Annotated in this window: 15 protein-coding genes and 1 pseudogene; 12 read left to right on the forward strand and 4 right to left on the reverse strand. The window is 61.5% G+C overall.

Annotation, left to right across the window (positions count from 1 at the left end; all coding sequences use genetic code 11):
* Positions 1–158: 158 nt before the first annotated feature.
* Together FHX03_RS13320 and FHX03_RS13325 are read left to right on the forward strand one after the other, a co-directional pair.
* Positions 159–6,458 carry a HAMP domain-containing protein gene (locus FHX03_RS13320; RefSeq protein WP_097628061.1) on the forward strand — a complete coding sequence of 2,100 codons (6,300 nt, stop codon included), beginning with the start codon at positions 159–161 and terminating at the stop codon, positions 6,456–6,458.
* Between the two features lie 10 nt (positions 6,459–6,468).
* Positions 6,469–8,145 (forward strand): response regulator, encoded by a 1,677-nt coding sequence (locus FHX03_RS13325; protein ID WP_131710511.1) that lies wholly within the window; start codon positions 6,469–6,471, stop codon positions 8,143–8,145.
* Positions 8,146–8,199: 54 nt separating this feature from the next.
* Here FHX03_RS13325 and FHX03_RS13330 read toward each other — a convergent pair whose 3' ends face one another.
* Together FHX03_RS13330 and FHX03_RS13335 are read right to left on the reverse strand one after the other, a co-directional pair.
* Positions 8,200–8,526 (reverse strand): type II toxin-antitoxin system RelE/ParE family toxin, encoded by a 327-nt coding sequence (locus FHX03_RS13330; RefSeq protein ID WP_183854036.1) that lies wholly within the window; start codon positions 8,524–8,526, stop codon positions 8,200–8,202.
* Positions 8,526–8,807, reverse strand: coding sequence for a type II toxin-antitoxin system ParD family antitoxin (locus FHX03_RS13335; protein WP_116407837.1), 282 nt, complete (start codon positions 8,805–8,807; stop codon positions 8,526–8,528). The genes FHX03_RS13330 and FHX03_RS13335 overlap by 1 nt, the downstream gene beginning before the upstream one ends.
* Positions 8,808–8,972: 165 nt before the next feature.
* Here FHX03_RS13335 and treZ point away from each other — a divergent pair, with 165 nt between their 5' ends.
* The 3 genes from treZ (at position 8,973) to FHX03_RS13350 (ending at position 12,949) form a co-directional block, all read left to right on the forward strand.
* A complete protein-coding gene (gene treZ / locus FHX03_RS13340) occupies positions 8,973–10,766 on the forward strand; it encodes a malto-oligosyltrehalose trehalohydrolase (RefSeq protein WP_131710513.1) in 1,794 nt (597 codons plus the stop codon).
* A 26-nt stretch (positions 10,767–10,792) separates the two neighbouring features.
* Positions 10,793–12,682, forward strand: a complete 1,890-nt coding sequence (gene malQ / locus FHX03_RS13345; protein WP_183854395.1) for a 4-alpha-glucanotransferase — start codon at positions 10,793–10,795, stop codon at positions 12,680–12,682.
* A 105-nt stretch (positions 12,683–12,787) separates the two neighbouring features.
* Positions 12,788–12,949 (forward strand): hypothetical protein, encoded by a 162-nt coding sequence (locus tag FHX03_RS13350; protein WP_003591297.1) that lies wholly within the window; start codon positions 12,788–12,790, stop codon positions 12,947–12,949.
* A gap of 87 nt (positions 12,950–13,036) precedes the next feature.
* Here FHX03_RS13350 and FHX03_RS13355 read toward each other — a convergent pair whose 3' ends face one another.
* Positions 13,037–14,224: a hypothetical protein gene (locus FHX03_RS13355; protein ID WP_183854038.1), complete on the reverse strand. Its 1,188-nt coding sequence runs from the start codon at positions 14,222–14,224 to the stop codon at positions 13,037–13,039.
* Positions 14,225–14,677: 453 nt separating this feature from the next.
* Here FHX03_RS13355 and FHX03_RS13360 point away from each other — a divergent pair, with 453 nt between their 5' ends.
* The 5 genes and pseudogenes from FHX03_RS13360 (at position 14,678) to FHX03_RS13380 (ending at position 20,120) form a co-directional block, all read left to right on the forward strand.
* Entirely contained in the window at positions 14,678–15,553 is an 876-nt protein-coding gene (locus FHX03_RS13360) for a DMT family transporter (RefSeq protein WP_183854039.1), read from the forward strand.
* 136 nt (positions 15,554–15,689) lie between these two features.
* Complete coding sequence (locus FHX03_RS13365) at positions 15,690–16,604, forward strand: ABC transporter permease (protein WP_183854041.1); 915 nt, start codon at positions 15,690–15,692, stop codon at positions 16,602–16,604.
* A 3-nt stretch (positions 16,605–16,607) separates the two neighbouring features.
* Positions 16,608–17,549, forward strand: coding sequence for an ABC transporter permease (locus FHX03_RS13370; RefSeq protein WP_179867149.1), 942 nt, complete (start codon positions 16,608–16,610; stop codon positions 17,547–17,549).
* Positions 17,542–19,176, forward strand: a pseudogene (locus tag FHX03_RS13375) (ABC transporter ATP-binding protein). The gene FHX03_RS13370 and the pseudogene FHX03_RS13375 overlap by 8 nt, the downstream one beginning before the upstream one ends.
* Entirely contained in the window at positions 19,173–20,120 is a 948-nt protein-coding gene (locus FHX03_RS13380) for a 2-hydroxyacid dehydrogenase (RefSeq protein ID WP_183854043.1), read from the forward strand. The pseudogene FHX03_RS13375 and the gene FHX03_RS13380 overlap by 4 nt, the downstream one beginning before the upstream one ends.
* 27 nt (positions 20,121–20,147) lie before the next feature.
* Here the strand turns inward: FHX03_RS13380 and FHX03_RS13385 are convergent, their stop codons facing one another.
* The gene (locus FHX03_RS13385) at positions 20,148–20,867 is read right to left on the reverse strand and encodes a GntR family transcriptional regulator (protein WP_183854045.1); all 720 of its coding nucleotides are present in this window, start codon (positions 20,865–20,867) and stop codon (positions 20,148–20,150) included.
* A gap of 142 nt (positions 20,868–21,009) precedes the next feature.
* Between FHX03_RS13385 and araD the strand changes: the two genes are divergently transcribed.
* Together araD and FHX03_RS13395 are read left to right on the forward strand one after the other, a co-directional pair.
* Positions 21,010–22,746: an L-arabinonate dehydratase gene (gene araD / locus FHX03_RS13390; RefSeq protein ID WP_183854047.1), complete on the forward strand. Its 1,737-nt coding sequence runs from the start codon at positions 21,010–21,012 to the stop codon at positions 22,744–22,746.
* Positions 22,747–22,755: 9 nt separating this feature from the next.
* Positions 22,756–23,946, forward strand: coding sequence for an L-talarate/galactarate dehydratase (locus FHX03_RS13395; protein ID WP_183854049.1), 1,191 nt, complete (start codon positions 22,756–22,758; stop codon positions 23,944–23,946).
* Positions 23,947–23,967: the final 21 nt, after the last annotated feature.

The raw sequence follows: 23,967 nt of genomic DNA on the forward strand, positions 1-23,967 counted from the left end.
CCGCAAATCCTTTGAAAGGTCTCAGGCGGGCGTTGTGGATTGATGCAGCTACCAAGTTCATTTTGAATGGCAAATGATGATAAGCTGTATGCGGGGATAGCCCATACCATTTTCCGCGTTGAGCACTAAATTACCAGTCGTCGAAGAGGGGGATTTTCGTGAGCAACCAAACCAGTGAACGCGCGCGCGACAGCGTCGCGGCAGACAGCCTCAATGGCCACGACCACAAAACCATGGCATTCGACGATGCCAGCGCGCTCCTGGAGGTCCTTGTCGCGGTCAGGCGCGGCGACTTTTCGGTGCGGATGCGGTCGGATCTGACCGGCGTCACCGGCAAGATCGCCGATGCCCTCAACGACATTATCGCCGGCAATCAGCGCATGGCCCAGCAACTGGAACATGTCGGCCAGGTTGTCGGTCGCGACGGGCGCACGAGCACGCGCGTGCGCTTCGGCCTGTCGGATGGTTCCTGGTCGGAGATGGAGGGATCGATCAACGGCCTGATCGACGATCTCCTGTGGCCGACGACGGCCGTCACCCGGACGATCACCGCGGTCGCCAAGGGCGATCTGCTGCAGACCGTCCCCCTCGACGTTGACGGCCGGGCGCTCAAAGGCGAATTCCTGCGCTCGGCCGATATCGTCAACACGATGATCAAGCAGCTGAGCGTCTTCACCTCCGAGGTGACGCGCGTTGCCCGCGAGGTCGGCACGGACGGAAAACTCGGCGGGCAGGCGCAAGTGCCTGAAGTGACCGGCGTCTGGAAGGACTTGACCGAAAGCGTCAACTCGATGGCGTCGAACCTGACGGCGCAGGTGCGCAACATCGCGGAGGTGACGATCGCCGTTGCCAACGGCGACCTTTCCAAGAAGATCACCGTCGACGTGCGCGGCGAGATCCTGCAGCTCAAGGAAGCCATCAACACGATGGTCGACCAGTTGCGCTCCTTTGCCTCGGAAGTGACGCGCGTGGCCCGCGAGGTCGGCACCGAAGGCAAGCTCGGCGGCCAGGCGCTGGTGCCGGGTGTCGCCGGTACCTGGAAAGACCTAACCGACTCCGTCAACGCCATGTGCGGCAACCTGACGGCGCAGGTGCGCAACATCGCCCAGGTGACGACGGCCGTGGCGCGCGGTGACCTGTCACGCAAGATCACCGTCGACGTCTCGGGCGAAATCCTCGAGCTGAAGGAAACCATCAACACGATGGTCGACCAGCTGAACGGCTTTGCCGGCGAGGTGACGCGCGTGGCGCGTGAAGTCGGCACGGAAGGCCGCCTCGGCGGCCAGGCGCAGGTGCCAGGCGTGGCGGGCACCTGGAAGGACCTGACCGACAACGTCAATTCCATGGCCTCGAATCTCACCGCGCAGGTGCGCAACATCGCCGAGGTGTCGACCGCCATCGCCAATGGCGACCTGTCGAAGAAGATCACGGTGACGGTGTCGGGGGAAATTCTCGAGCTGAAGGAGACCATCAACACGATGGTCGATCAGCTGAACGCCTTTGCTTCGGAAGTCACCCGCGTCGCCCGCGAAGTCGGCACCGAGGGCCGGCTCGGCGGCCAGGCCAATGTGCGCGGCGTCGCCGGCACCTGGAAGGATCTGACCGAGAATGTCAACTCGATGGGCGGCAACCTGACGGCGCAGGTGCGCAACATCGCCGAAGTCTCGACCGCGATCGCCAATGGCGACTTGTCGAAGAAGATCACCGTCGACGTGAAGGGTGAGATCCTGGAGCTGAAGGAAACCATCAATACGATGGTCGATCAGTTGAACGCCTTCGCCTCGGAAGTCACCCGCGTCGCACGCGAAGTCGGAACCGAGGGCCGGCTCGGCGGCCAGGCCAATGTGCGCGGCGTTGCCGGCACCTGGAAGGATCTGACCGACAGCGTCAATTCCATGGCCTCCAACCTGACGGGACAGGTGCGCAACATCGCCGAAGTCGCGACCGCCGTCGCCCAGGGAGACCTGTCGAAGAAGATCACCGTCACCGTGTCCGGCGAAATCCTCGAGCTGAAGGAAACCATCAACACGATGGTCGATCAGTTGAACGGTTTTGCCGGTGAAGTCACGCGCGTGGCGCGCGAGGTCGGCACGGAAGGCCGGCTCGGCGGCCAGGCCAACGTGCTCGGCGTCGCCGGCACCTGGAAGGACCTGACCGACAGCGTCAATTCCATGGCGGGCAATCTGACGGCGCAGGTGCGCAATATTGCCGAAGTCTCGACCGCGATTGCCAATGGCGACTTGTCGAAGAAAATCACCGTGTCGGTTTCGGGGGAAATCCTGGAACTCAAGGAAACGCTGAACACCATGGTCGATCAGCTGAACCGGTTTGCATCAGAAGTCACGCGCGTCGCCCGCGAGGTCGGCACCGAAGGCAAGCTCGGTGGCCAGGCGCAGGTGCCGGGTGTCGCCGGCACTTGGAAGGACCTGACCGAGAACGTCAATTCCATGGCCTCCAACCTGACCGGCCAGGTGCGCAACATCGCCGAAGTCACGACGGCCGTGGCGCGCGGCGACCTGTCGCGTAAGATCACCGTCGACGTGAAGGGGGAAATCCTCGAGCTGAAAAACACCATCAATACGATGGTGGATCAGCTCAATGCCTTCGCCGGCGAAGTGACGCGCGTCGCCCGCGAAGTCGGCACCGAAGGCAAGCTCGGTGGCCAGGCGCAGGTGTCCGGCGTCGCCGGCACCTGGAAGGACCTGACGGACAGCGTCAACTCGATGGCCGGAAATCTGACGGCGCAGGTGCGCAACATCGCCGAGGTGGCGACCGCGATCGCCAATGGCGACCTGTCGCGTAAGATCACCGTCGACGTGCGCGGCGAAATCCTGCTGCTGAAGGATACGTTGAATACCATGGTCGACCAGCTTCGCTCCTTCGCCGGCGAAGTGACGCGCGTGGCGCGCGAAGTCGGCACCGATGGCCGCCTCGGCGGTCAGGCCGTCGTTCCCGGCGTCGCCGGCACCTGGAAGGACTTGACCGACAACGTCAACCTGCTCGCCGCCAATCTGACGACCCAGGTTCGAAACATCGCCGAGGTGACGACCGCCGTGGCGCGCGGTGACCTCTCCCGCAAGATCACCGTCGACGTGAAGGGGGAAATCCTCGAACTGAAGAACACTATCAACACCATGGTGGACCAGCTCAACGCCTTCGCCGGTGAAGTGACGCGCGTCGCCCGCGAAGTCGGCACCGAAGGCAAGCTCGGCGGCCAGGCGCAGGTGCCGGGTGTCGCCGGCACCTGGAAGGACCTGACCGACACCGTCAACGTCATGGCCGCCAACCTGACCGAACAGGTGCGCGGCATCGTCAAGGTGGTGACGGCTGTGGCGAACGGCGACCTCAAGCAGAACCTCACCGTCGCCTCCAAGGGCGAGGTGGCAGCACTCGCCGAAACCATCAACAACATGACCAATACGCTTGCGACCTTCGCCGATCAGGTGACCACGGTGGCGCGCGAAGTGGGCGTCGAAGGCCGCCTCGGCGGCCAGGCGAATGTGCCAGGTACGGCGGGGACGTGGAAGGATCTGACCGGCAACGTCAACCTGCTTGCCGCCAACCTGACGACGCAGGTGCGCGCCATTGCCGAGGTGGCGACCGCCGTCACCAAGGGCGACTTGACGCGCTCGATCAAGGTCGATGCACGCGGTGAAGTCGCCGAACTCAAAGACAATATCAACACGATGATCGACAACCTGCGCCTGACAACGGAGCGCAACACCGAACAAGACTGGCTGAAGACCAACCTGGCCCGCTTCACCAATATGCTGCAGGGCCAGCGCGACCTGACGCTGGTGGGCAAGTTGCTGCTGTCGGAGCTGGCGCCGCTCGTCAGCGCGCATCAGGGAGTGATCTACCAGGTCGATGCCGATGAGGAACAACCGTTCCTGTCGCTTCTGTCGGTCTATGCGCAAGGGGTCGAGGCGGCGCATCCGCCGCGGCTCGATTTCGGCCAGGGACTTGTCGGCCAGTGCGCCAGTGATGCTCGCCGGATTCTTGTCACCGACCTTCCCGAGAATGTCGTTCCGATCAGTTCCGGCGTGTTCACGACCCTGCCGCGAAGCGCGATCGTGCTGCCGGTGCATTTTGAGGGGCAGGTGAAAGCGGTGATCGAGCTTGCCTCCGCCGGCGAATTCACCGAGCTGCAGCTGTCCTTCCTTGACCAGCTGACAACGTCGATCGGCATCGTCCTCAATTCGATCGAAGCGACCATGCAGACCGAAGGCCTACTCAAGCAGTCGCAGAAACTCGCCGCCGAGCTGCAGACGCAGCAGCGCGAGCTGCAGCAGACTAACGAGCAGCTCGGGCAGAAGGCGCAGCAGCTCGAAGAACGCAACGTCGAAGTCGAGGCGAAGAACCAGGAGATCGAGCAGGCCCGGCGCGCGCTCGAGGAAAAGGCCACCGAGCTGGCCCTGACATCGAAGTACAAATCCGAATTCCTCGCCAACATGTCGCACGAGCTGCGCACGCCTTTGAATTCGATCCTCATTCTCGGCCAGCAGCTCGGCGAAAACCCCGACGGCAACCTGTCGGGCAAGCAGGTCGAATTTGCCAAGACGATCCATGGCGCCGGAACCGACCTTCTGAACCTGATCAGCGATATCCTCGACCTGTCGAAGATTGAATCCGGAACGGTTTCGGTCGATGCCGAGGAGATTTTCGTCAGCAACCTGCTTGAGGTGATGGCCCGGCCATTCCGTCACGAGGCGGAAAACCGGAGCCTGTCGTTTGCGGTCGAGATCGGCGGTGATGTCACGAAGAGCATCATCACGGATTCGAAGCGGCTACAGCAGATCCTCAAGAACCTGCTGTCGAACGCCTTCAAATTCACCGCGCAAGGTGGTGTGACGCTTCGCGTCGCGTTGGCGGCGGGTGGCTGGTCCCCGGATCATCCGTCGCTCCGGCACGCGCCTTCGGTCATTGCCTTCGAAGTCGTCGATACCGGCATCGGCATTCCGCCGGAAAAACAACGCATCATCTTCGAGGCGTTCCAGCAGGCGGATGCGTCAACGAGCCGCAAATATGGCGGCACCGGTCTCGGGCTGGCGATCAGCCGCGAACTGGCAAACCTGCTCGGCGGCGAGATTCAGCTGCGCAGCACGCCGGGCGTCGGCAGCACCTTCGTCCTCTATCTGCCGCTCACCTATGTCGGCGCCGGCGCGGTTGCGCCGAAGTCCCTTCCATCGGCCAATGTGGTGGAGTTCGCCGAGGCGGCAGCCAGCCGCCGCGCCGAGAAGACCATCGAACATGTGGAAGACGATCGCCACCAGATAGCGGCCGGCGATTCGGTGCTGCTCGTCGTCGAGGACGATGCGCATTACGCTCGTGTCCTGGTCGATCTTGCCCGTGACAGCGGATTCAAGGTTCTGGTGGCGATGCGTGGCAGCGATGCGCTGTCACTCGCGCAGGACTACCGGCCGGCGGCGATCTCGCTCGACATCTTCCTGCCCGATATGCTCGGCTGGACGGTGCTGAGCCAGCTCAAGCAGAATCCGCAGACGCGGCATATCCCGGTGCAGATCATCAGCCTCGACGAGGATCGCCAGCATGGGCTCACCCGCGGCGCCTTCGCCTTCATGAGCAAGCCGACGACGCCCGAGGGCCTCGGCAAGGCGCTGTCGCGCTTGAAGGCCTACGCGCAACCGCGCCGCAAGCATCTGCTGCTGGTGGAAGACAACGAGGCCGAGCGGCTGAGCGTCACCGCGCTTCTCGGACATGACGACATCGACATCACAAGTGTCGGCTCCGGATCGGAAGCGCTCGCCGCCCTCAGGCAGGATCCGCCGGATTGCGTGGTGCTCGACCTTTCGCTGCCTGACATGTCCGGCTTCGACGTGCTGGAGCAGATACGCGACGACGCCGAGATCGGGGAGGTGCCGGTGGTCGTCTTCACGGGCCGAGAGCTTTCCCCTGAGGAAGATGCGACGCTGCACAGTATGGCCCGAAGCGTCGTCGTGAAGGGCGTGGAGTCTCCGGAGCGTCTCCTCGATGAGACGGCGCTGTTCCTACACCGGGTCGTCGCCGACCTGCCGGCGGCAAAACAGGCGACCCTGCAGGAACTGCACAGCTCGGACGAGGATCTCGTCGGCGAGACCGTGCTGCTCGTCGACGACGATGCCCGCAATATCTTTGCGCTGAGCAGCGTACTGGAACGCCGGGGAATGCGGGTACTGACGGCCACGACCGGCAGCGAAGCCATCGACGTCATCAACAACGAGCCTTCGGTGGCGATCGTTCTGATGGATATCATGATGCCGGGAATGGACGGCTATGAGACGATGCAGGTCATCCGTTCGGAGCCACGGTTCCGACGGCTGCCGATCCTGGCGCTGACGGCGAAGGCGATGAAAGGCGACCGCGAGAAATGCCTGGAAGCGGGTGCATCCGATTACCTGGCGAAGCCGGTCAATACCGAACAGCTTCTGTCGGCGCTTCGCATGTGGCTGCACCGCTGAGGATCCAGTCATGAACCCCGTCAACATCCTCCTCGTCGACGACCAGCCTGCGAAACTCCTGAGCTACGAGGTCATTCTCGAAGAACTCGAGGAAAACCTCATCAAGGCGCAATCGGCGCGCGAAGCTTTCGAGCACCTACTGCGCACCGAAATCGCGGTGATCCTCGTCGATGTCTGCATGCCGGAACAGGATGGCTTCGAGCTGGTCGGCATGATCCGGCAGCATCCGCGCTATCAGAACACCCCGATCATCTTCGTTTCCGCGGTGATGCTAGCCGAACCCGACCGGTTGCGCGGCTATGCGGTGGGCGCCGTCGACTACGTCTCCGTCCCGATCGTGCCTGAGGTGCTGAGAGCCAAGGTCAGGGTCTTTGCCGATCTCTACAGGAAGACGCGGGAACTCGAACGGTTGAATACCGAACTGGAGGCTCGGGTTCGCCAGCGCACCGCCGAACTCGAGGCCTCAGCCGCTCAGCTGCGGGAGCTTAACGAGGAGTTGGAGCACCGGATCGATCAAAGGACGCGCGAGCGTGAGGAAGCGCTGGCGCAATTGTTCGAGGCGCAGAAGCTCGACACGATCGGCCACCTGACGGGCGGGGTGGCGCACGACTTCAACAACCTTCTGATGGCGGTGCTCGGCAGCCTCGGCCTCCTGAAGAAGCGGCTTCCGGCGGATGAACGCAGCGAACGCCTGCTGACGAATGCGATCCAGGCGGCCGAGCGCGGCACGGCGCTGACCCAGCGCCTGCTTGCCTTCGCGCGCCGCCAGGAGTTGAAGCCGCAGGCGGTCGATTTCCTCAGGCTGTTCGAAAACGTCGAGGATCTGCTCGCCAAGGCGGTGGGGCCGCGCATCGAAATCCACAAGCGCATTCCGGCGGATCTGGCTCCGCTTCTGGTGGATAGCAACCAGTTGGAGCTGGCGCTGCTCAACCTGTTCGTCAATGCCCGCGATGCGCTCGAAAGCGGCGGCGCCGTGACGGTTGTCGCGGCAGCGGCCGAAGACGGTCGGCCGGCCGGCCTCGCCGGCGGCAATTACATCAGGATATCGGTGTCGGACGATGGCGAGGGCATGGATGAGGCAACCGTCGCTCGCGCCGCTGAACCGTTTTTCACCACCAAAGGGGTCGGCAAGGGCACCGGTCTCGGCCTGTCGATGGTGCATGGCCTGGCAGCGCAATCCGGCGGCTCGATCCAGATATCGAGCGCGAGAGACAAGGGCACGACCGTATCCCTTTGGCTGCCCGTCGCCGAGGCCTTCGTCAAGACGCAGCCGGCCGTCGAGCCTCCTGCGACGGAAGCCTTAAACCCGGTATCACGGCCGCTCGCCATTCTCGTCGTCGACGACGATGCGCTTGTCCGGACGGGAACTGTGGCGATGCTGGAGGATCTCGGACACCTGCCGCGCGAGGCATCTTCCGCCTCGCAGGCCCTGGAATTCCTGGCCGACGGACGAGATTGCGATCTCGTCATCACCGATCATGCGATGCCCGGCATGACAGGCGCCGAGCTTGCGCGCCACCTACGCTCAGCCTTCCCGGGCCTGCCGATTATTCTTGCTTCGGGCTATGCCGAATTTTCCGAAGACCACGGCCTCGGCCGGATGCTCAGGATGACGAAACCCTTCACCCAGGAACAGCTTCAGGCAGCCATGGACAAGGCACTCTCGGGCAAAGTCGCGGCGGCGTAGCGGCCGTGCGCAAAAGTTCGAGCGCGTTTAAATCGGACAGTTTAGATAGATTTCCTAATTCGATGGAGCGGAAATGCTCATCTCGTCAATCTCAAACTGCTGCCCGGCATAGAGGATACGGAGGACAACAACCTCGGCGGTCTCGACGATGAAAGCCGCGCTTACCCGGCGCTCAAAGCCGACAATACGCAATCCCGGCCGGAGATCCTCACGAATGGTGCCTCTCTCAGGATATGTCTCGAACCCACTCACAAAGATTTTGATGCGGGTCACGTAATTGCGGGCGACGACAGAAGATGCGGATTTCCTACGGACGAAACTGTAGATTTGCGCCAAATCCAACTCCGCCTGATCGGTGAGGCGGATATGATAGAGCTTCATTAGTCGTCTTCTCGATCGATTTCGTCCATGCGCGCTTCTAGCCGCTTCCAGACCTCTTCGAGAGGCTTGGCCTTTGTGGGGTCTGCCTTATGGGCATCATAAGTGGCCACGACTTCCGTTCGCAGCCAATGCTCGACAGCATTCTCGCGTTCCTGCAAAGCACGCAGGCCCTCGCGTATGACTTCGCTTTCCGAGGCGTAATCACCGTCGGACACCCGCTGCTTGACTCGCTTCGCCATTTCCACGGGAAGTGTGATGCTCATCTGTTGCGTCGAACGCATACGCTGCACTCCTATTTTGCAGGATAGTTATAGCATACGGTAGGATAAAATCCTACTCGGGAGGGATAGAGTCATACTCTTTCCAGCATTTGCTGAACGAGGGATGCCCGATGGCGTCCGCGTGCGGACGAAACTTTTTGCTCCTGCAAAAGTTACCCAAATCCCATGCTCTTCACAGAAGGCTTTCCCTTGACCAATATGACGTTCGGCCCCGCAATCACTGAAGAGGGTATTCTGTTTCGGCTCTGGGCTCCCCTGCATGAAAGCGTGTCGTTGAAGATCGAAGGCGCCGATCCGCGGCCGATGCAGGCGGCGGACGGTGGCTGGCATCGATGCACGGTTCCGAATGCCCATGCCGGCACGCGCTATCGCTTCGTTCTGCCGGACGGTCTTGAAATTCCCGATCCCGCCTCGCGGTTCCAGCCGCAGGATGCGCATGGCCCGAGCGAAGTGGTCGACCTCACCGCCTATCGCTGGAGGACGAGCGACTGGAGCGGCCGGCCGTGGGAGGAAATGGTCATCTACGAGATGCATATCGGCTGCTTCACACCGGAGGGGAGTTTCACCTCTGCGATCGAGCGACTCGATCATCTGCGGGAGCTGGGTGTCACGGCGTTGCAGATCATGCCGGTCGGCGAATTCCCCGGCCGTTACAGCTGGGGTTATGACGGCGTGCTGCCCTATGCCCCCGACAGCAGCTATGGCCGGCCGGAGGATTTCATGGCGCTGGTGGATGCAGCGCATGAGCGCGGCATCTCGGTGTTTCTCGATGTGGTCTATAACCACTTCGGGCCTGACGGGAATTATATCCCTTCCTATGCGCCGCTCTTTACCGACCATCATAAGACGCCCTGGGGCCACGGCATCAACTATGACGGCGACGGATCGGAGATGATCCGCGAATTTGTCATTGAGAACGCCATCTACTGGATCACCGAATTCAGGCTTGACGGCTTCCGCTTCGATGCCGTTCACGCGATCAAGGACGACAGCGACGAGCATTTGCTTCACGAACTTGCCCGCCGCGTCAGGGCTGCAGCCGGCGACCGGCACGTTCATCTGATCGTCGAAAACGAGGAGAATGACAGCGATCTGCTGAAGCGAGACGAAAAAGGCGAAGCGAAGCTGTTCACCGCCCAGTGGAACGACGACGTCCACCATGTGCTGCATATCACTGCCACCGGTGAAACCTTCGGCTATTATGCCGATTACGCCGGCGACGCCGGCAAGCTCGGCCGGGCGCTGGCGGAAGGCTTCGTGTTCCAAGGCGAACCGATGCCCTATCGGGGGGCAAGCCGCGGCAGGCCGAGCGGTCACCTGCCGCCGACGGCCTTCATCTCCTTCATCCAGAACCATGATCAGATCGGCAACCGGGCGCTGGGCGACCGGGTCTTGGCGTCGAGCCCGGCCGACGCCGTCAAAGCCGTCATATCAATCTATCTGCTGGCGCCCGAGATTCCGATGCTGTTTATGGGCGAGGAATGGGGCGCTGCAGAGCCTTTCCCGTTTTTCTGCGATTTCGACGAGGAGCTGAACGAGAAGGTCAGAAAGGGCCGTCGCGAGGAGCTTTCGCGCCTGCCGGGCTTCGACGCCGACGACCTTCTCGACCCGACGACGCCATCGACCTTCGCTGCGGCCAAACTGGATTGGTCGAAACGCGCTTCCTCCGAGGTGCTCGATTTCTACAGAACGCTTCTCGACCTCCGGCACCGGAGGATTGTTCCTTTGCTGAAAGGCGCAACGGGCGGAAGCGCTGTCTACCGCTCGGCGGGACATGCGATCGCAGTGGATTGGGCCCTTGCGGAAGGCCGGCATCTTCATCTGCGCGCCAACCTCGGCAAAAAGGCGACAGCGCTCGGCTCGCAACAGGACGGCGCCGAGACGATATTCCGTCTCGGCGGAAGCGACCGCGGCGATCTGGCGCCCTGGGCGGTGATCTGGAGCCTGAGCGAGGCGTGACGGCGGTGGGAGAGAAAGGTCGAATGATGAAGTCCGCTGAACTCGACAAGCTCGCCCGCCTCCACGGCATCAGCCCGACAAGACCCAGCCCCGAGAACCGGGAGGTGGTGATCTCGGCCGCGACCAAGCGCAAGATACTCTCGGCATTGAATATTGAATTGACGGCGGATCACGAGGCCGGCGCGCCGCAGTGGAAAGCGAAGCCGGCGCGAGGGAAGATCCCGGCGTCGTTTCTTCCGGATTTCCTGTCTGATACCCGGATCTGGGGCATGAGTCTGCAGCTCTACGAGATCCGGTCGGCACGCAACTGGGGTATTGGAGACTTCCAGGATCTGGCCGATATCGCCGATCTGGCGGGGGCGCTGGGAGCGGATTTCATCGGCCTCAATCCGATTCACGCGCCGTTCCTCGCCGATCCCAACCGCTGCAGCCCCTACGAACCCTCAAGCCGCCAGCATCTCAACCCGCTCTATATCGCGGTCGATCAGGTGCCGGGGTTTGCCGGCAATTCCGAACTCGAACAGGAATTGGAGCGCCTTCGCCAATCCGATCTCGTCGATTACATCGGCGTCGCGCGGACCAAGCTTGGAGCCCTTCGTGATCTCTGGTCGGCGCGGCGACAACGCCGTGTTGATGACGAAGCCGAGTTCGACGCATTTGTCGCGAATGGCGGCGACAGCCTTCGGCTGCATGCGCTGTTCGAATGCCTCTCCTCGTCCATGGTCGAGCGCGGGGCGGGCGCCAGCTGGCAACGATGGCCGGCCGAGTTCCAGCGCTTCGACAGCGACGCTGTCGGCGATTTCGAACGCGAGCATGCAGATGATGTTCGCTTCCACATGTGGCTGCAATGGCTCGCCCACCGCCAGCTGATGCAGGCGGCAGATCGGGCGCGCAAGGGCGGCCTCAGGATAGGGCTCTATCTCGATCTTGCCGTCGGGGAGGCGGTCGATGGCTCGGCGACGTGGAGCGAGCCGGATATCTATGTCTCGCAGGCCACGATCGGCAGTCCTCCCGATCCATTCGCCGTCGATGGGCAGGACTGGCACCTTGCCGGATACCTGCCGTCCGAAATTGCCGGAGGGGAGATGTCGCCTTACCGGCGCATGGTCGGCACCGCCATGCGTTACGCCGGCGCCATTCGTATTGATCACGCCCCGGCGATCCGCCGCCTTTTCCTGGTTCCGTTAGGCAGCAGGCCGGATAGCGGCGCCTACGTCCGCTATCCCGAGGACCGGCTGTTGCAGATCCTCGCCGAGGTTTCCGCCGAACATCGATGCCTTGTCATAGGGGAGTCCCTTGGAATGATTCCCGAAGGCTTGCAAGAGGATCTGGCTACTGCCGGCATTCTCTCCTACCGGATCCTTTCCTATGAACAGGATGAGAAGGGCTTCAAGCCCGCCAATGCCTATCCGGTCCTCGCGCTCGCCTGCATTTCGACGCATGACCACCAAACGCTTGCCGGCTGGTGGCGCGGCGCCGACATTCAGGATCGCTGTGAACACGGTATCGTGCCGCCCGATATCACCGAAGAACATCTCAAACACCGCAGGCGCGAGCGGAGGTATCTGAAAGCGGTCTTCAACGCCGCGGGCCTCGACGTACCGTCCCGGCTCACGGCGGCGCGGGCAAGCCAGGAAGCCTTGCAAGATCTGACGGTGAGCGCCTATCGTTTCATTGCGCGCACTCCATCGCTTCTGACATCGGTGCGGCTTGCCGATCTCACCGACGAGAAAGCGCCGACCAATATTCCGGGCACCAGCGACAGCTATCCGAACTGGAAGCCGAAGCTTTCGGTTTTGCTGGAGGATTTGCTGTCGGTCCCGCTGCTCAAGCGCGTAACGGCGGCGATGCGGGAGGAAAGGCCGCGCTTCGCCTCCGCGGCGCGAATGGAAATCGATCGGGGACGGAACGAATAGGAAGCCGGCGAATTTTTATCAAATAAGGACAGGGAAAGCCGAGATGAGGGCCTATCCGCTGTCGCCGCTTTAAATGCGGCACGACCAATATGATGGAACAAGATCATGACGACCGCATTCATCCTTATCGCATTGGCCCTGATCATCATCTACGCCGGCCCGACGTTGCTGTTTTTCTGCGTCGGCTATGCCGATTATATGCTGGAGCGGCGAAGACACATGATCGCGCTGAAGCACGCTGTGAGGCGTCGCAGCGACGAGCTGTAGAGCAATTCCAGGAAATCGCCGAATCTCGCCTGGGGAAATGAAGCTGGAGGCAGGTCCGAACCCGCCTCCAGCTGCTGGCGCGCCAGCTTAGTCGTTTGCCGTGACCTTGACGCCAAGGACCGACGGAATGGTGTTCGGCGCACCCATGGCGGCGCCGATGATCATCGGAAATGGAACGGGCTTTTCCGGTGCTGCGCTGACCGTCAGGTTCTTCGGCCCGTCGAGATAGGTGTTGACGGCAGCCGACACCTGGTTCTGCAGCTCCGGCAGGTTGAGCTGCGCCATCATGATCGGCACAAGGCCTTTCAGCGATTGCGTCAGCTGGTCGCCCGTGACGCCCTGTTGGGCGCCGGCATAGTCGAGTGCCTTCTTGGTGATCGAGGCATCGTCGAAACGGATCGAGGCGCTGTTGAACGTCAGCTGCTGCATCAGTCCCAACATCGCAAGGCCGACGGCCTGGTTGGCCTCTTCCTTGTTCGGATTGGCCTCGGCGGTCTTCACCGCTTCCTGCAGCGACTTGACGAAGGCCAGCGTGTAGCCGGAGAAGTCGACGGCGATATTCAGCCGGCCGATATTCTTGAAGTCGAAAGCGTATTCGTCGACAGCGATCTTGCCGCTATCGACTTCCCAGCTGCCCTTCATCGTCACCGTGCCGTCGATCGTGGTCAGCCCGAGTTTCTCGATGGCGTCCTTCGCGCTCGCATCCTCGACCCGCGACAGGTCGGCTTTAAGGCCAGCGACATTGGCGTCATAAGTAAAGCCGCCATCCTGGCGCTCGAGGTTCGACTCGATGCCCTCGATGGCAAACACGTCCTTGCCCTTGACGTTGAGAGCGATCGGCCCGGTGCTGACCGTTTCATAAAGGAGGATGTCGTTCAGCGTCTCGCCCGTGGCATTGGCCGGAATCGTGAGGCCCGCGATCTCGATGTCCTTTGCGGAAAAGCGGCCTTCTTCCTGGCTCATGTCGATATCCGGGAAAGAGACGGTTTTGGCGTGATAGCCGCCGCCTTCGGTCTCCTCGACGCCCTCGAAGGTGAGCTCGCCGATCTTCAAAGTGTCGCCGGGCAGGTTTGCATATCCCACCTGGACGCCCGTCGCGGTTACCGTATCGCCATCGACATCAGCCTTTTCGAAGGTGATGACCGTGCCGCCGGCACTGGTAGCGGCATTGAGCTTTTTCATCATATCAGCGCCGTCAAGCGCGAAGGAGGGGCCGGCGAGGGCCAGGAAGGCAGTGCTTGCCATCATCAGGCGGAGATCGCGCATATGCTTCATGAAAATATCCTTATGGAGTAAGTAGACGTGGGGTTGTGAAATTCCCGGACCTATCCTTCCTGCTCTGAAGGCCCGAGAGCTGGGAGGGATGTCGCGGTTACATCTGGCCGCTAATTCGGTGGTGAGGAGGTCACGCACCGCCGGAACTGTCGGGCCGAGGAGATATAGCCGGCCTTCCCGAGAGGAGGGACGGCGTGATTTTCTCCAGCACGGGTCGTTTTGCGGCTCATTCTCAGACGTAGAGTGTATTCCCTCGATTCTTGCAACCCTGAAATTCCGTTGTCACGTGAAGCCGCTCAGGCTGCATTTTTTAAAACTAATATATTTGTATTTTAGTGTGGACGGCCGCTGGCGGATCGCGATAAGACCGTGGCTGCAGATGCTGGTCAGCGCGCTTGCGGTATCGAACGACCGATATGGCATGGGCTGCACTCGTCGATCAGGAGAAATGGAATGCAGCCCGGTCGCACAGGCCTGGCCGTCTGCATGATGGTGGCGGCCGCCTTGTTAAACAGTCTCGACGCAATCATCGTGCGCTCGCTGGCCGGCGGTGTACATCCATTGATGATCGGCTTTTTCCGATCGTTTTTCGGGCTCCTAGCCGTCTCGCCGTGGATCGTGTCTCGCGTTGGTCTGAGAGCCTCTCCCTACCGGGTCCTGCATGTCGTGCGTGCGGGTCTGAAGCTTGCCTCGCTGGTTGCTTTGTTCATCGCCTTTGCGCATGCGCCATTGGCCGATGCCACAGCGATCAATTTCACCATGCCGATGTTTCTCGTTCTCGGTGCGTGGCTCGTACTCAAGGAGCGTGTCGGCGTTTCCAGCGTCGCTGGCATCGTGGCAGGCTTTATCGGCGTCATGATCATCATTCGTCCTGGAGAGTCCGCTTTCGACCAATGGCTGCTTTTTGCGCTGGCGGGAGCGGTCTTGACGGCGGCCAGCCAGTTGATGCTGCGGCGAATGGCGTTGAGGGACAGCGCGGACCGGCTGGTTGCATGGAACCTGATCACGACGGTGCCGCTCGGCCTGATCGTCATGCTGCCTGTTTGGTCGATGCCGAGTTGGAGCCAACTCGGGCTGCTCGCCATGCAAGGGGCACTCGGGGCATTTAACATGACGCTGATCACCCGCGCCTTCGGCATGGCGGCTGCAAGCGTTCTGGCGCCGCTCGACTTTCTCCGGCTGCCCGTGGTCGCGCTGATGGCCTTTTTGTTTTTCTCGGAAATTCCTGCGCCCCAGACATGGATCGGCGCGGCGGTCATCATTGGTGCAACCATCGTCGGCACGGGGGGTATGGCTTGGAGACGGAAGCCGCCGGTCGATAAGAGCTGACGAATTTGAGAAAGGGGGTTCACAAAAATTCTAGATACACTAATATTTCAGTTCGCGCTTGTCGACGGGGAACTGACGGCGGACACGCGAAGACCAGGCGAACGGTCCCCTATGGGTTTCACTCGGGAGGAGTGGCATGAAGAGTTTCATCGGCAAACGCGCGATCGCCAGCGGCGTATCGCTCGTGGTGCTTATCGTCATCGTGTTCTTCCTGTCCCGGCTGACCGGCGATCCGACCGATCTCTACCTGCCGATTGATGCGACCACGGAAATGCGCCAGCAATTCCGCGAAATGAACGGGTTCAATGACCCGTTGATCATCCAGTTCGGCCGTTATGTCGCGGATCTCGCGCAGGGCAACTTCGGTCAGTCGCTGCGGCAGGCTCGTCCTGCCATGGACGTCGTGCTGGAGGCCTTCGTCTGGACCTTCTGGCTGGCTGTCATCACCATGACGCTGGTGACGGTTGCTGCGATCGTCATTGGTTCGCTCGCGGCGTTTCGCGTCGGCGGTGTCTTCGATCGTCTTGCCACCTTCTTCTCGCTGATCGGTGCTGCGGCCCCGGATTTCTGGCTTGCCATCGTGGCGATCGTCATTTTCGCCGTCAAACTTCATGTCCTGCCGACATCCGGAACGGGAACCTTCTGGCACTGGGTCCTGCCGGTCAGCGTGCTGTTCATCCGGCCCTTTGGCCTGATTCTGCAGGTGGTGCGCGGCTCGATGATCAGCGTTCTGTCTTCCGCCTACGTGAAGACGGCGCGCGCCAAGGGCGTCCGTTCCAACTCGATCATCTTCGTTCACGGATTGCGCAACGCCATGCTGCCGGTGATCACCGTCATCGGCGACCAGGCCGCCGCTATCTTGAACGGTGCCGTCGTCGTCGAGACGGTGTTTGGTTTTCCGGGAATCGGCAAGCTGATGATCGATTCCATCCTGCTTCGCGATTTCGCCGTCGTGTTGGCCGTCATCATGGTCTCGGCATTGGCGATCTTCATCATGAACCTGTTGATCGACATTGCCTATGCGCTGCTCGATCCGCGCATCCGGTATTGAGCGATGGCGATGACCGACACAGAAATCCTCGTCGAGAAAAAACCGAGTGGCCCGATCGGCCGCTGGCTGACCATGCTGTGGGCGGACAAGCTGGCCTTCTTCGCCGCTCTATTCCTACTGATCGTTCTTCTCTGTGCGATGTTCGGCCCGTTTCTGCTGGAGGGCATCGCCACCAAGCAGAACCTGCGGGGCCGAAACGCGCCGCCCTTCGATATCACCCGCGGATGGCTTTACATCCTTGGCGCCGATGCGCTAGGCAGGCCGCTTTTGGCCCGCGTCGTCGTGGCGGCGCAAAACACCATGCTGGTTGCCGCGGCGGCGGTGCTTGCATCCTCCGTCGTCGGCACGGCGCTCGGTCTGGTGGCCGGTTACAGCCGCTCTTCCGCCGCTCAATGGATCATGCGCCTCGGCGACGTCATCATGTCCTTTCCGTCGCTGCTTCTGGCGGTGATCGTGCTCTATATGCTCGAACCCTCGGTCACCAATATCGTCCTCGTCCTGGCGATTACCCGGATCCCCATCTATCTGCGCACCGCCCGCGCCGAAGTGCTTGAGGTGCGCGAGCGGATGTTCGTGCAGGCGGCCCAGGTCATGGGGGCATCGAACCGGCGCATTGTGTTCCAACACATCCTGCCGGTGATCTTTCCGACGCTGGTGACCATCGCCACGCTTGATTTCGCCTTCGTCATGCTGGCGGAATCCTCGCTGTCGTTCCTGGGGATCGGCATTCAGGCGCCTGAGATCACCTGGGGTCTGATGGTTGCTCAAGGGCGGCCCTATCTCACCAATGCCTGGTGGCTGTCTTTCTGGCCCGGCCTTGCAATCATCCTGACGACGCTGTCGCTCAATCTTCTGTCGAACTGGCTGCGCATCGCGCTCGATCCGACGCAACGCTGGCGGCTTGAAATGAGAGGCCGGGAAATGAGAGGCAAGAAAAATGGCTGAACATCTTCTGGACGTTCGTAACCTTTCGGTCGAGTTCCACACCGCCAGCGGGACCGTCAAGGCGGTGCAGGATGTCAGCTGGCATCTCGATCGCGGCGAGACCCTGGCGATCCTTGGGGAAAGTGGTTCGGGCAAGTCTGTCTCCGCGTCGGCGATCATGAACCTGATCGACATGCCACCCGGCAAGATCACCAGCGGCACCATTCTCCTCAACGGCCGCGACATGCTGAAAATGACGACCGAGGAGCGGCGGACGATCAACGGCGCCAAGATCGCCATGATCTTTCAAGACCCACTCGCCCACCTCAATCCGGTCTATCCGATCGGCTGGCAAATCACCGAGATGATGACGACGCATGGCCAGTCGGCGGAACGCGCCGGCGCGAGGGCGCTCGAATTAATCGGGCGCGTCGGGATAAGCGATCCGCAGGCGGCAATGCGGAAATATCCATTCCAGTTCTCCGGCGGACAGCGGCAGCGCCTGATGATCGCCATGGCAATCGCCTGCAAGCCCGATATTCTGATCGCGGATGAACCCACCACCGCGCTTGATGTTACGGTGCAGGCGCAGGTGCTCGAACTTCTACAGGAGTTGCAGCAGGAAACCGGCATGGGCCTGTTGCTGATCACTCACGATTTGGGCGTCGTTGCCGAGATCGCCGACCGGGTCGTGGTGATGAATTCCGGCTGCGTCGTCGAAACCGGCAATGCGGCCGAAGTCTATCGCAACCCGCAGAACGCCTATACGAAGAAGCTGATTGCCGCCGCACCCGGGAAGGGTGCGATGGCGCAAGAGCGTGACCGGCAGGGCGAACCGCTGCTGCGCGCCATCGGCTTGAAGAAGAGTTTTGGCGCATTTCAGGCGCTGAAGGGCGTGGACTTCGTCATCATGCCCGGCGAGACGGTTGCCGTCGTCGGCGAGAGCGGTTCCGGCAAGTCAACTCTTGCCCGGGCGATCGTTCGCCTCGACGATCCGCAGGAGGGAAAGGTCCTCTACCGCGGAAACGATCTGCTTGCGATGACCCCTAGAGAAATATTCGGGCTGCGTCGCGATTTGCAGATGGTCTTTCAGGACCCGACGCAATCACTCAACCCACGGATGAGCGTGTTTCGGTTGATTTCCGAGGCCTAGGTCATTCACCCGGATATCCTGCCGAAAGCGAGATGGAAGGAGAGGGTGGCCGAGTTGCTGGTCAAGGTTGGCCTGAAACCGGATATGGCCGACCGGTATCCACATCAGTTCTCCGGCGGCCAGCGCCAGCGCATCGCGATTGCCCGTGCGCTCGCGATGGAGCCGAAACTGATCATCTGTGACGAGGCGGTTTCGGCGCTCGACGTGTCGATCCAGGCGCAGGTGATTGCCTTACTTGAGGGCCTGCGTCGCGAATTCGGCCTGTCCTACCTCTTCATCGCACACGACCTGCCGGTGGTTCGCGATTTCGCCGATCGTGTCATCGTCATGAAGGCCGGCGAGATTGTCGAGGAGGGTCCGGTGGAACAGATCTTCAACGCGCCCTCCCACCCTTACACGCAGGCGCTTCTTGCCGCGAGCCTCGATCCCGATCCGGAAATCCAGGCCACCCGACGCGCCGCCCGCCAACTACAGGAAGGACTCGTTTCCGCATGAAGCCCGATGTCATCGTCGCCTATCCGCTTCGGCCCCATCAGATGGCAATGCTGGAGGAGACCTACACGCTGCACCGACTGGATCTTGTCAAAGGCGAAGAACGGGATGCTCTCTTGCGGGAAGTCGGCCCGGTCTCTTCCGCACTGGTCTGCAACGGCCATGTGACGATCGACGAAGCCCTGCTTTCGAAATTGCCGGCATTAAAGCTCGCCGCCTGTTCCTCGGCTGGCTACGACCAGATGGATCTCGAGGCGATGACCCGGCGCGGCATCAAGCTCACCAACACATCCGAGGTGCTTTGCGACGACGTTGCCGACATGGCACTGCTTCTGATGCTGGCGGCACGCCGGCGCCTGCCGGAAGGCGATCGCTATGTGCGCTCCGGCGATTGGGGGCAGAAGGGCATGATGCCGCTGACGACATCGACGTCGGGTAAGAAGGCCGGGATCGTCGGCCTCGGCCGCATCGGGATGGCCATTGCCAAGCGATGCGAAGCTGTCGGGCTGACGGTCGGCTATTATGGGAGGACGAAGAAGGCCGGCAACGATTTTGCCTATTTCGACGCACCGGTAAAACTGGCGGACTGGGCCGATATCCTGATCGTCGCGACCCCTGGCGGACCCTCGACCGAAGGACTGATATCGGCGGACGTGCTGAATGCGCTCGGGCCGACGGGCAGCTTCATCAACATTGCCCGCGGCACCGTGGTCGACGAGCCGGCCTTGATCAAGGCCTTGCAGGAAAGGCGGATCGCCTCGGCCGGCATCGATGTCTACCTGAACGAACCCAATCCAGATCCGCGCTTCGCAGCACTCGATAATGTTGTGCTCTATCCCCACCATGCCAGCGGTACCGAGGAAACGCGCGACAGGATGGCGCAATTGACGGTCGACAACCTTGCCGCCTTCTTTGCAGGCAGGCCGCTGCTGACGCCGGTCAATTGACTTCGGCAAAACCCGCGGCGCGGCAGATCAGACGAAATAGTCCGGGAACTCCTTCCGCATGTCTTCCACTTTTGCGACGGTGCGGCTGAGATGCTCGCGGATCGCATCGACCGCGCCCTGTTCGTCGCGAGCGGCGATCGCATCGAGGATGGCGTGGTGCCCATCGAGAATGCTCGCGATCTTGCCCTTTTCGGGCAGATGCAGACGACGAATGCGCTCGAGATGACCGGACCGCTCGCGTATCAATTGGTGGAGGCTGCTGCGCTTGGCGCCTGCGAACAACGTCTGGTGAAAGAGTTCGTCGAGCTCCTGGAAGATCGCGATCTGATCGGCGTCGTCAGCGACTGCCGACTGCATCTTGATGATCGACCGGGCGCGGGTAATGACGCTCGGATCCGGATCCGGATCGGTTGCGAGGCGGCGGCAAACCTCCGTTTCCAGTGCAACGCGAAGGAAATGTGCCTCGTAAATCTGCAGGACGTCGATCCTGGTCACCACTGTGCGGGACTGTGGATAAATGCGAACCAGACCCTCCTGTTTGAGAAGCTGCAATGCGTCGCGGATGGGAGTCTGGCTGACTTCATAAGTCTCCGTAAGCTCGGTGCGCGACAGCGTGGTGTCCGGCGGCAGCTGAATGGTGATGATGCGCTTTCGCAGATCATCATAGACCCGCTGGACCGTGCTGCCGGCAACGACCGGAAACCCGGGTGCGGTCAGGCCGAATGTGGAGGCGAACTGGGAATTCATGTGAGGCGTCCTTTTCAGTCCATTCATAGCTTTGCACGACCTAATGCACAAGAACGCAAACTTTCCATTGATATATATGTCAAACTAAAATATCAGTTGGTGTAAACGCTGAAATAAGCAAGCGAAAAGGTGGGAGAGAGCCGTGACCGCGAGGAAAACCTACGAGCAATTGCGGTCGGCCCGATGGATGCTGCCGGATGATCAGCGCTCGTTCGGCCACCGGTCACGGACCATGCAGATGGGTTACGCGCCGGAGGATTGGCAGGGAAAGCCGATCATCGCGGTCATCAACACATGGTCCGATGCCCAGCCGTGCCACATGCACTTCCGTGAACGCGCCGAATGGGTGAAACGGGGGATTCTTCAATCGGGCGGTTTCCCCATGGAACTGCCTGCTCTTTCCCTTTCCGAAAACTTCGTCAAGCCAACCACGATGCTCTATCGCAATATGCTGGCGATGGAGACCGAGGAACTGCTGCGCAGCCATCCTGTCGATGGCGCCGTTCTGATGGGTGGCTGCGACAAGACGACACCGGGCCTTGTCATGGGCGCAGTGAGCATGGGCATTCCCTTCATTTATCTGCCCGCCGGCCCGATGCTTCGCGGCAACTATGCCGGCAAGACGCTAGGCTCCGGTACCGACGGCTTCAAATACTGGGACGAGCGGCGCGCCGGCACGATCACCCAGGAGGAGTGGCAAGGCATCGAAGGTGGAATCGCCCGCAGCTACGGCCATTGCATGACCATGGGCACGGCGTCGACGATGACGGCGATCGCCGAGGCTATGGGATTGGCACTGCCGGGCGCATCCTCGATCCCGGCAGCCGACGCCAACCACCAACGCATGTCAGCGGCCTGCGGCCGCCGCATCGTCGACATGGTGTGGGAGGATCTGACGCCGGACCAGATCATCACGCCCGCGGCCGTCGACAACGCAGTCACGGTCGCCATGGCAACCGGCTGCTCCACTAATGCCATCATTCACCTGATCGCCATGGCGCGGCGCGCCGGCGTCCCGCTGGAGCTCGATGATCTCGATCGCATCGGTCGCACGACGCCGGTTCTCGCCAACATCCGTCCTTCCGGTTCGACCTACCTGATGGAGGATTTCTTCTATGCGGGTGGCTTGCGTGCGCTGATGAAGCAGCTCGGCGACAAGCTGGATCCCACCGCGATCACCGTGACGGGAAAACCCTTGGTGGATGGTCTGGACCAGGTGAAGATCTACAATGACGACGTTATCAGGCCACTGTCTAACCCGGTCTATCACGAAGGTTCGCTGGCCGTGCTCAAGGGGAACCTGTGTCCTGACGGCGCGGTCATCAAACCGGCGGCCTGCGACCCGAAATTCCATCGCCATCGCGGCCCGGCGCTGGTCGCCGACAGCTATGCTGAGATGAAGAAGATCATCGACGATCCCGACTATCCGCTGACGCCGGACACGGTTCTCGTGCTCCGCAATGCCGGCCCCCATGGCGGACCGGGCATGCCGGAATGGGGCATGATCCCGATGCCGAAGGCACTGTTGAAGCTCGGCCTGCGCGACATGGTGCGCATCTCCGATGCCCGGATGTCCGGAACCAGTTTCGGCGCCTGTGTGCTGCACGCCGCGCCAGAATCCTACATCGGCGGGCCGCTGGCGTTGCTGAAAACGGGCGATATGGTCGAACTCGACATTCCGGCGCGCAGCCTCAATATGCTGGTTTCGGAAGAGGAGATCGCAGCCCGCCGCGCCGCCTGGGTGGCGCCGACGCGACACTACGAGCGCGGTTACGGCTTTATGTTCTCCAAGCATATCGAGCAAGCCGACAAAGGCTGCGACTTCGACTTCCTGACGACGGAATTCGGTGGCAAGACTCCCGAACCGGCTATCAACTGAGGCACCAAGATGTTTGATCCCAATCGACGCACGATCCTCGCGCAACCGCCCAAGGCTGGTTTTGCGGCCGGCCCGGCCAAGCTGGACGCCATCCGATCGGTCACTCTGTCGCTCGCCTATCTGCCGTTGGCGCGGCCGATCAGCGACGCCAAGGTTTTGACCGGCCGGCAGAAGCCGTTGACGGAGGTTGCGTTTCTGTTTTGCGAGATCCTCTCCGAAGCGGGTCATAGCGGCCTTGGCTTCAGTTATTCGAAGCGGGCAGGCGGGCCAGCGCTTTATGCACATGCCTGCGAGATTGCCGACAATCTGATAGGCGAGGACCCCAACGATACAGCGCGGATATGGGACAAGCTCTGCTGGGCCGGCGCCTCGGTCGGCCGTTCCGGCATTGCGACGCAGGCCATTGCCGCCATGGATATCTGCCTCTGGGACCTGAAGGCGAAACGCGCCGGCCTGCCGCTCGCAAAACTGCTTGGCGCCCATCGCGACAGTGTTGCCTGCTACAACACCTCCGGCGGCTTCCTGTCATCGACCGTCGAGGAAATCCGCGACGCCATCGACCATTCGATCGCTTCCGGTATCGGCGGCATCAAGATCAAGGTCGGACAGCCGGACCCGATGATCGACCTTCGCCGGCTCGATGCGGTGACCAGCCATATCGATGGCCGTGTCCCGCTGATGGTCGATGCAAACCAGCAATGGGACCGCACCACGGCCTTGCGTTTCGGCCGGCTGGTCGAACCGCTCAATCTCGAATGGATCGAAGAGCCGCTCGATGCCTATGACGCCGAGGGCCATGCGGCACTGGCGCGCGAACTGGCCACGCCGATCGCTACCGGCGAGATGCTGGCAAGCGCCGACGAACATATGGCCCTGATCCGTGCCGATGCGGTCGACTTCATTCAGCCGGATGCCCCGCGGGTCGGTGGCATCACGCCCTTTCTGCGCATCTGCACGCAAGCCGAGGCGAAACGCATGCGGCTGGCGCCGCATTTCGCCATGGAAATCCATCTGCACCTGGCGGCCGCCTATGCGCACGAACCGTGGGTGGAGCATTTCGATTGGCTTGCGCCACTGTTCAACGAACAGCTCGATATCAGGGATGGCCGGATGATCGTGCCCGCCCGTCCGGGGCTTGGTTGCAGCCTGACGGGCAAAGCCCGCGACTGGACCGTGGAAACGCGCAGCTTCGGCAGCTGAATTCGAACGAGGAGAAGGAAA

This window comes from Rhizobium sp. BK456 (assembly GCF_014194045.1).
Lineage (GTDB): Bacteria > Pseudomonadota > Alphaproteobacteria > Rhizobiales > Rhizobiaceae > Rhizobium > Rhizobium redzepovicii.

Bases quoted from the DNA above. Each gene is read 5' to 3' on its own strand.
- FHX03_RS13355 (WP_183854038.1), bottom strand. From the start codon at position 14,224: ATGAAGCATATGCGCGATCTCCGCCTGATGATGGCAAGCACTGCCTTC.
- FHX03_RS13385 (WP_183854045.1), bottom strand. From the start codon at position 20,867: ATGAATTCCCAGTTCGCCTCCACATTCGGCCTGACCGCACCCGGGTTT.
- FHX03_RS13330 (WP_183854036.1), bottom strand. From the start codon at position 8,526: ATGAAGCTCTATCATATCCGCCTCACCGATCAGGCGGAGTTGGATTTG.
- FHX03_RS13380 (WP_183854043.1), top strand. From the start codon at position 19,173: ATGAAGCCCGATGTCATCGTCGCCTATCCGCTTCGGCCCCATCAGATG.
- FHX03_RS13370 (WP_179867149.1), top strand. From the start codon at position 16,608: ATGGCGATGACCGACACAGAAATCCTCGTCGAGAAAAAACCGAGTGGC.
- FHX03_RS13350 (WP_003591297.1), top strand. From the start codon at position 12,788: ATGACGACCGCATTCATCCTTATCGCATTGGCCCTGATCATCATCTAC.
- FHX03_RS13360 (WP_183854039.1), top strand. From the start codon at position 14,678: ATGCAGCCCGGTCGCACAGGCCTGGCCGTCTGCATGATGGTGGCGGCC.
- FHX03_RS13325 (WP_131710511.1), top strand. From the start codon at position 6,469: ATGAACCCCGTCAACATCCTCCTCGTCGACGACCAGCCTGCGAAACTC.
- FHX03_RS13335 (WP_116407837.1), bottom strand. From the start codon at position 8,807: ATGCGTTCGACGCAACAGATGAGCATCACACTTCCCGTGGAAATGGCG.
- malQ (WP_183854395.1), top strand. From the start codon at position 10,793: ATGAAGTCCGCTGAACTCGACAAGCTCGCCCGCCTCCACGGCATCAGC.
- treZ (WP_131710513.1), top strand. From the start codon at position 8,973: ATGCTCTTCACAGAAGGCTTTCCCTTGACCAATATGACGTTCGGCCCC.
- FHX03_RS13365 (WP_183854041.1), top strand. From the start codon at position 15,690: ATGAAGAGTTTCATCGGCAAACGCGCGATCGCCAGCGGCGTATCGCTC.
- FHX03_RS13395 (WP_183854049.1), top strand. From the start codon at position 22,756: ATGTTTGATCCCAATCGACGCACGATCCTCGCGCAACCGCCCAAGGCT.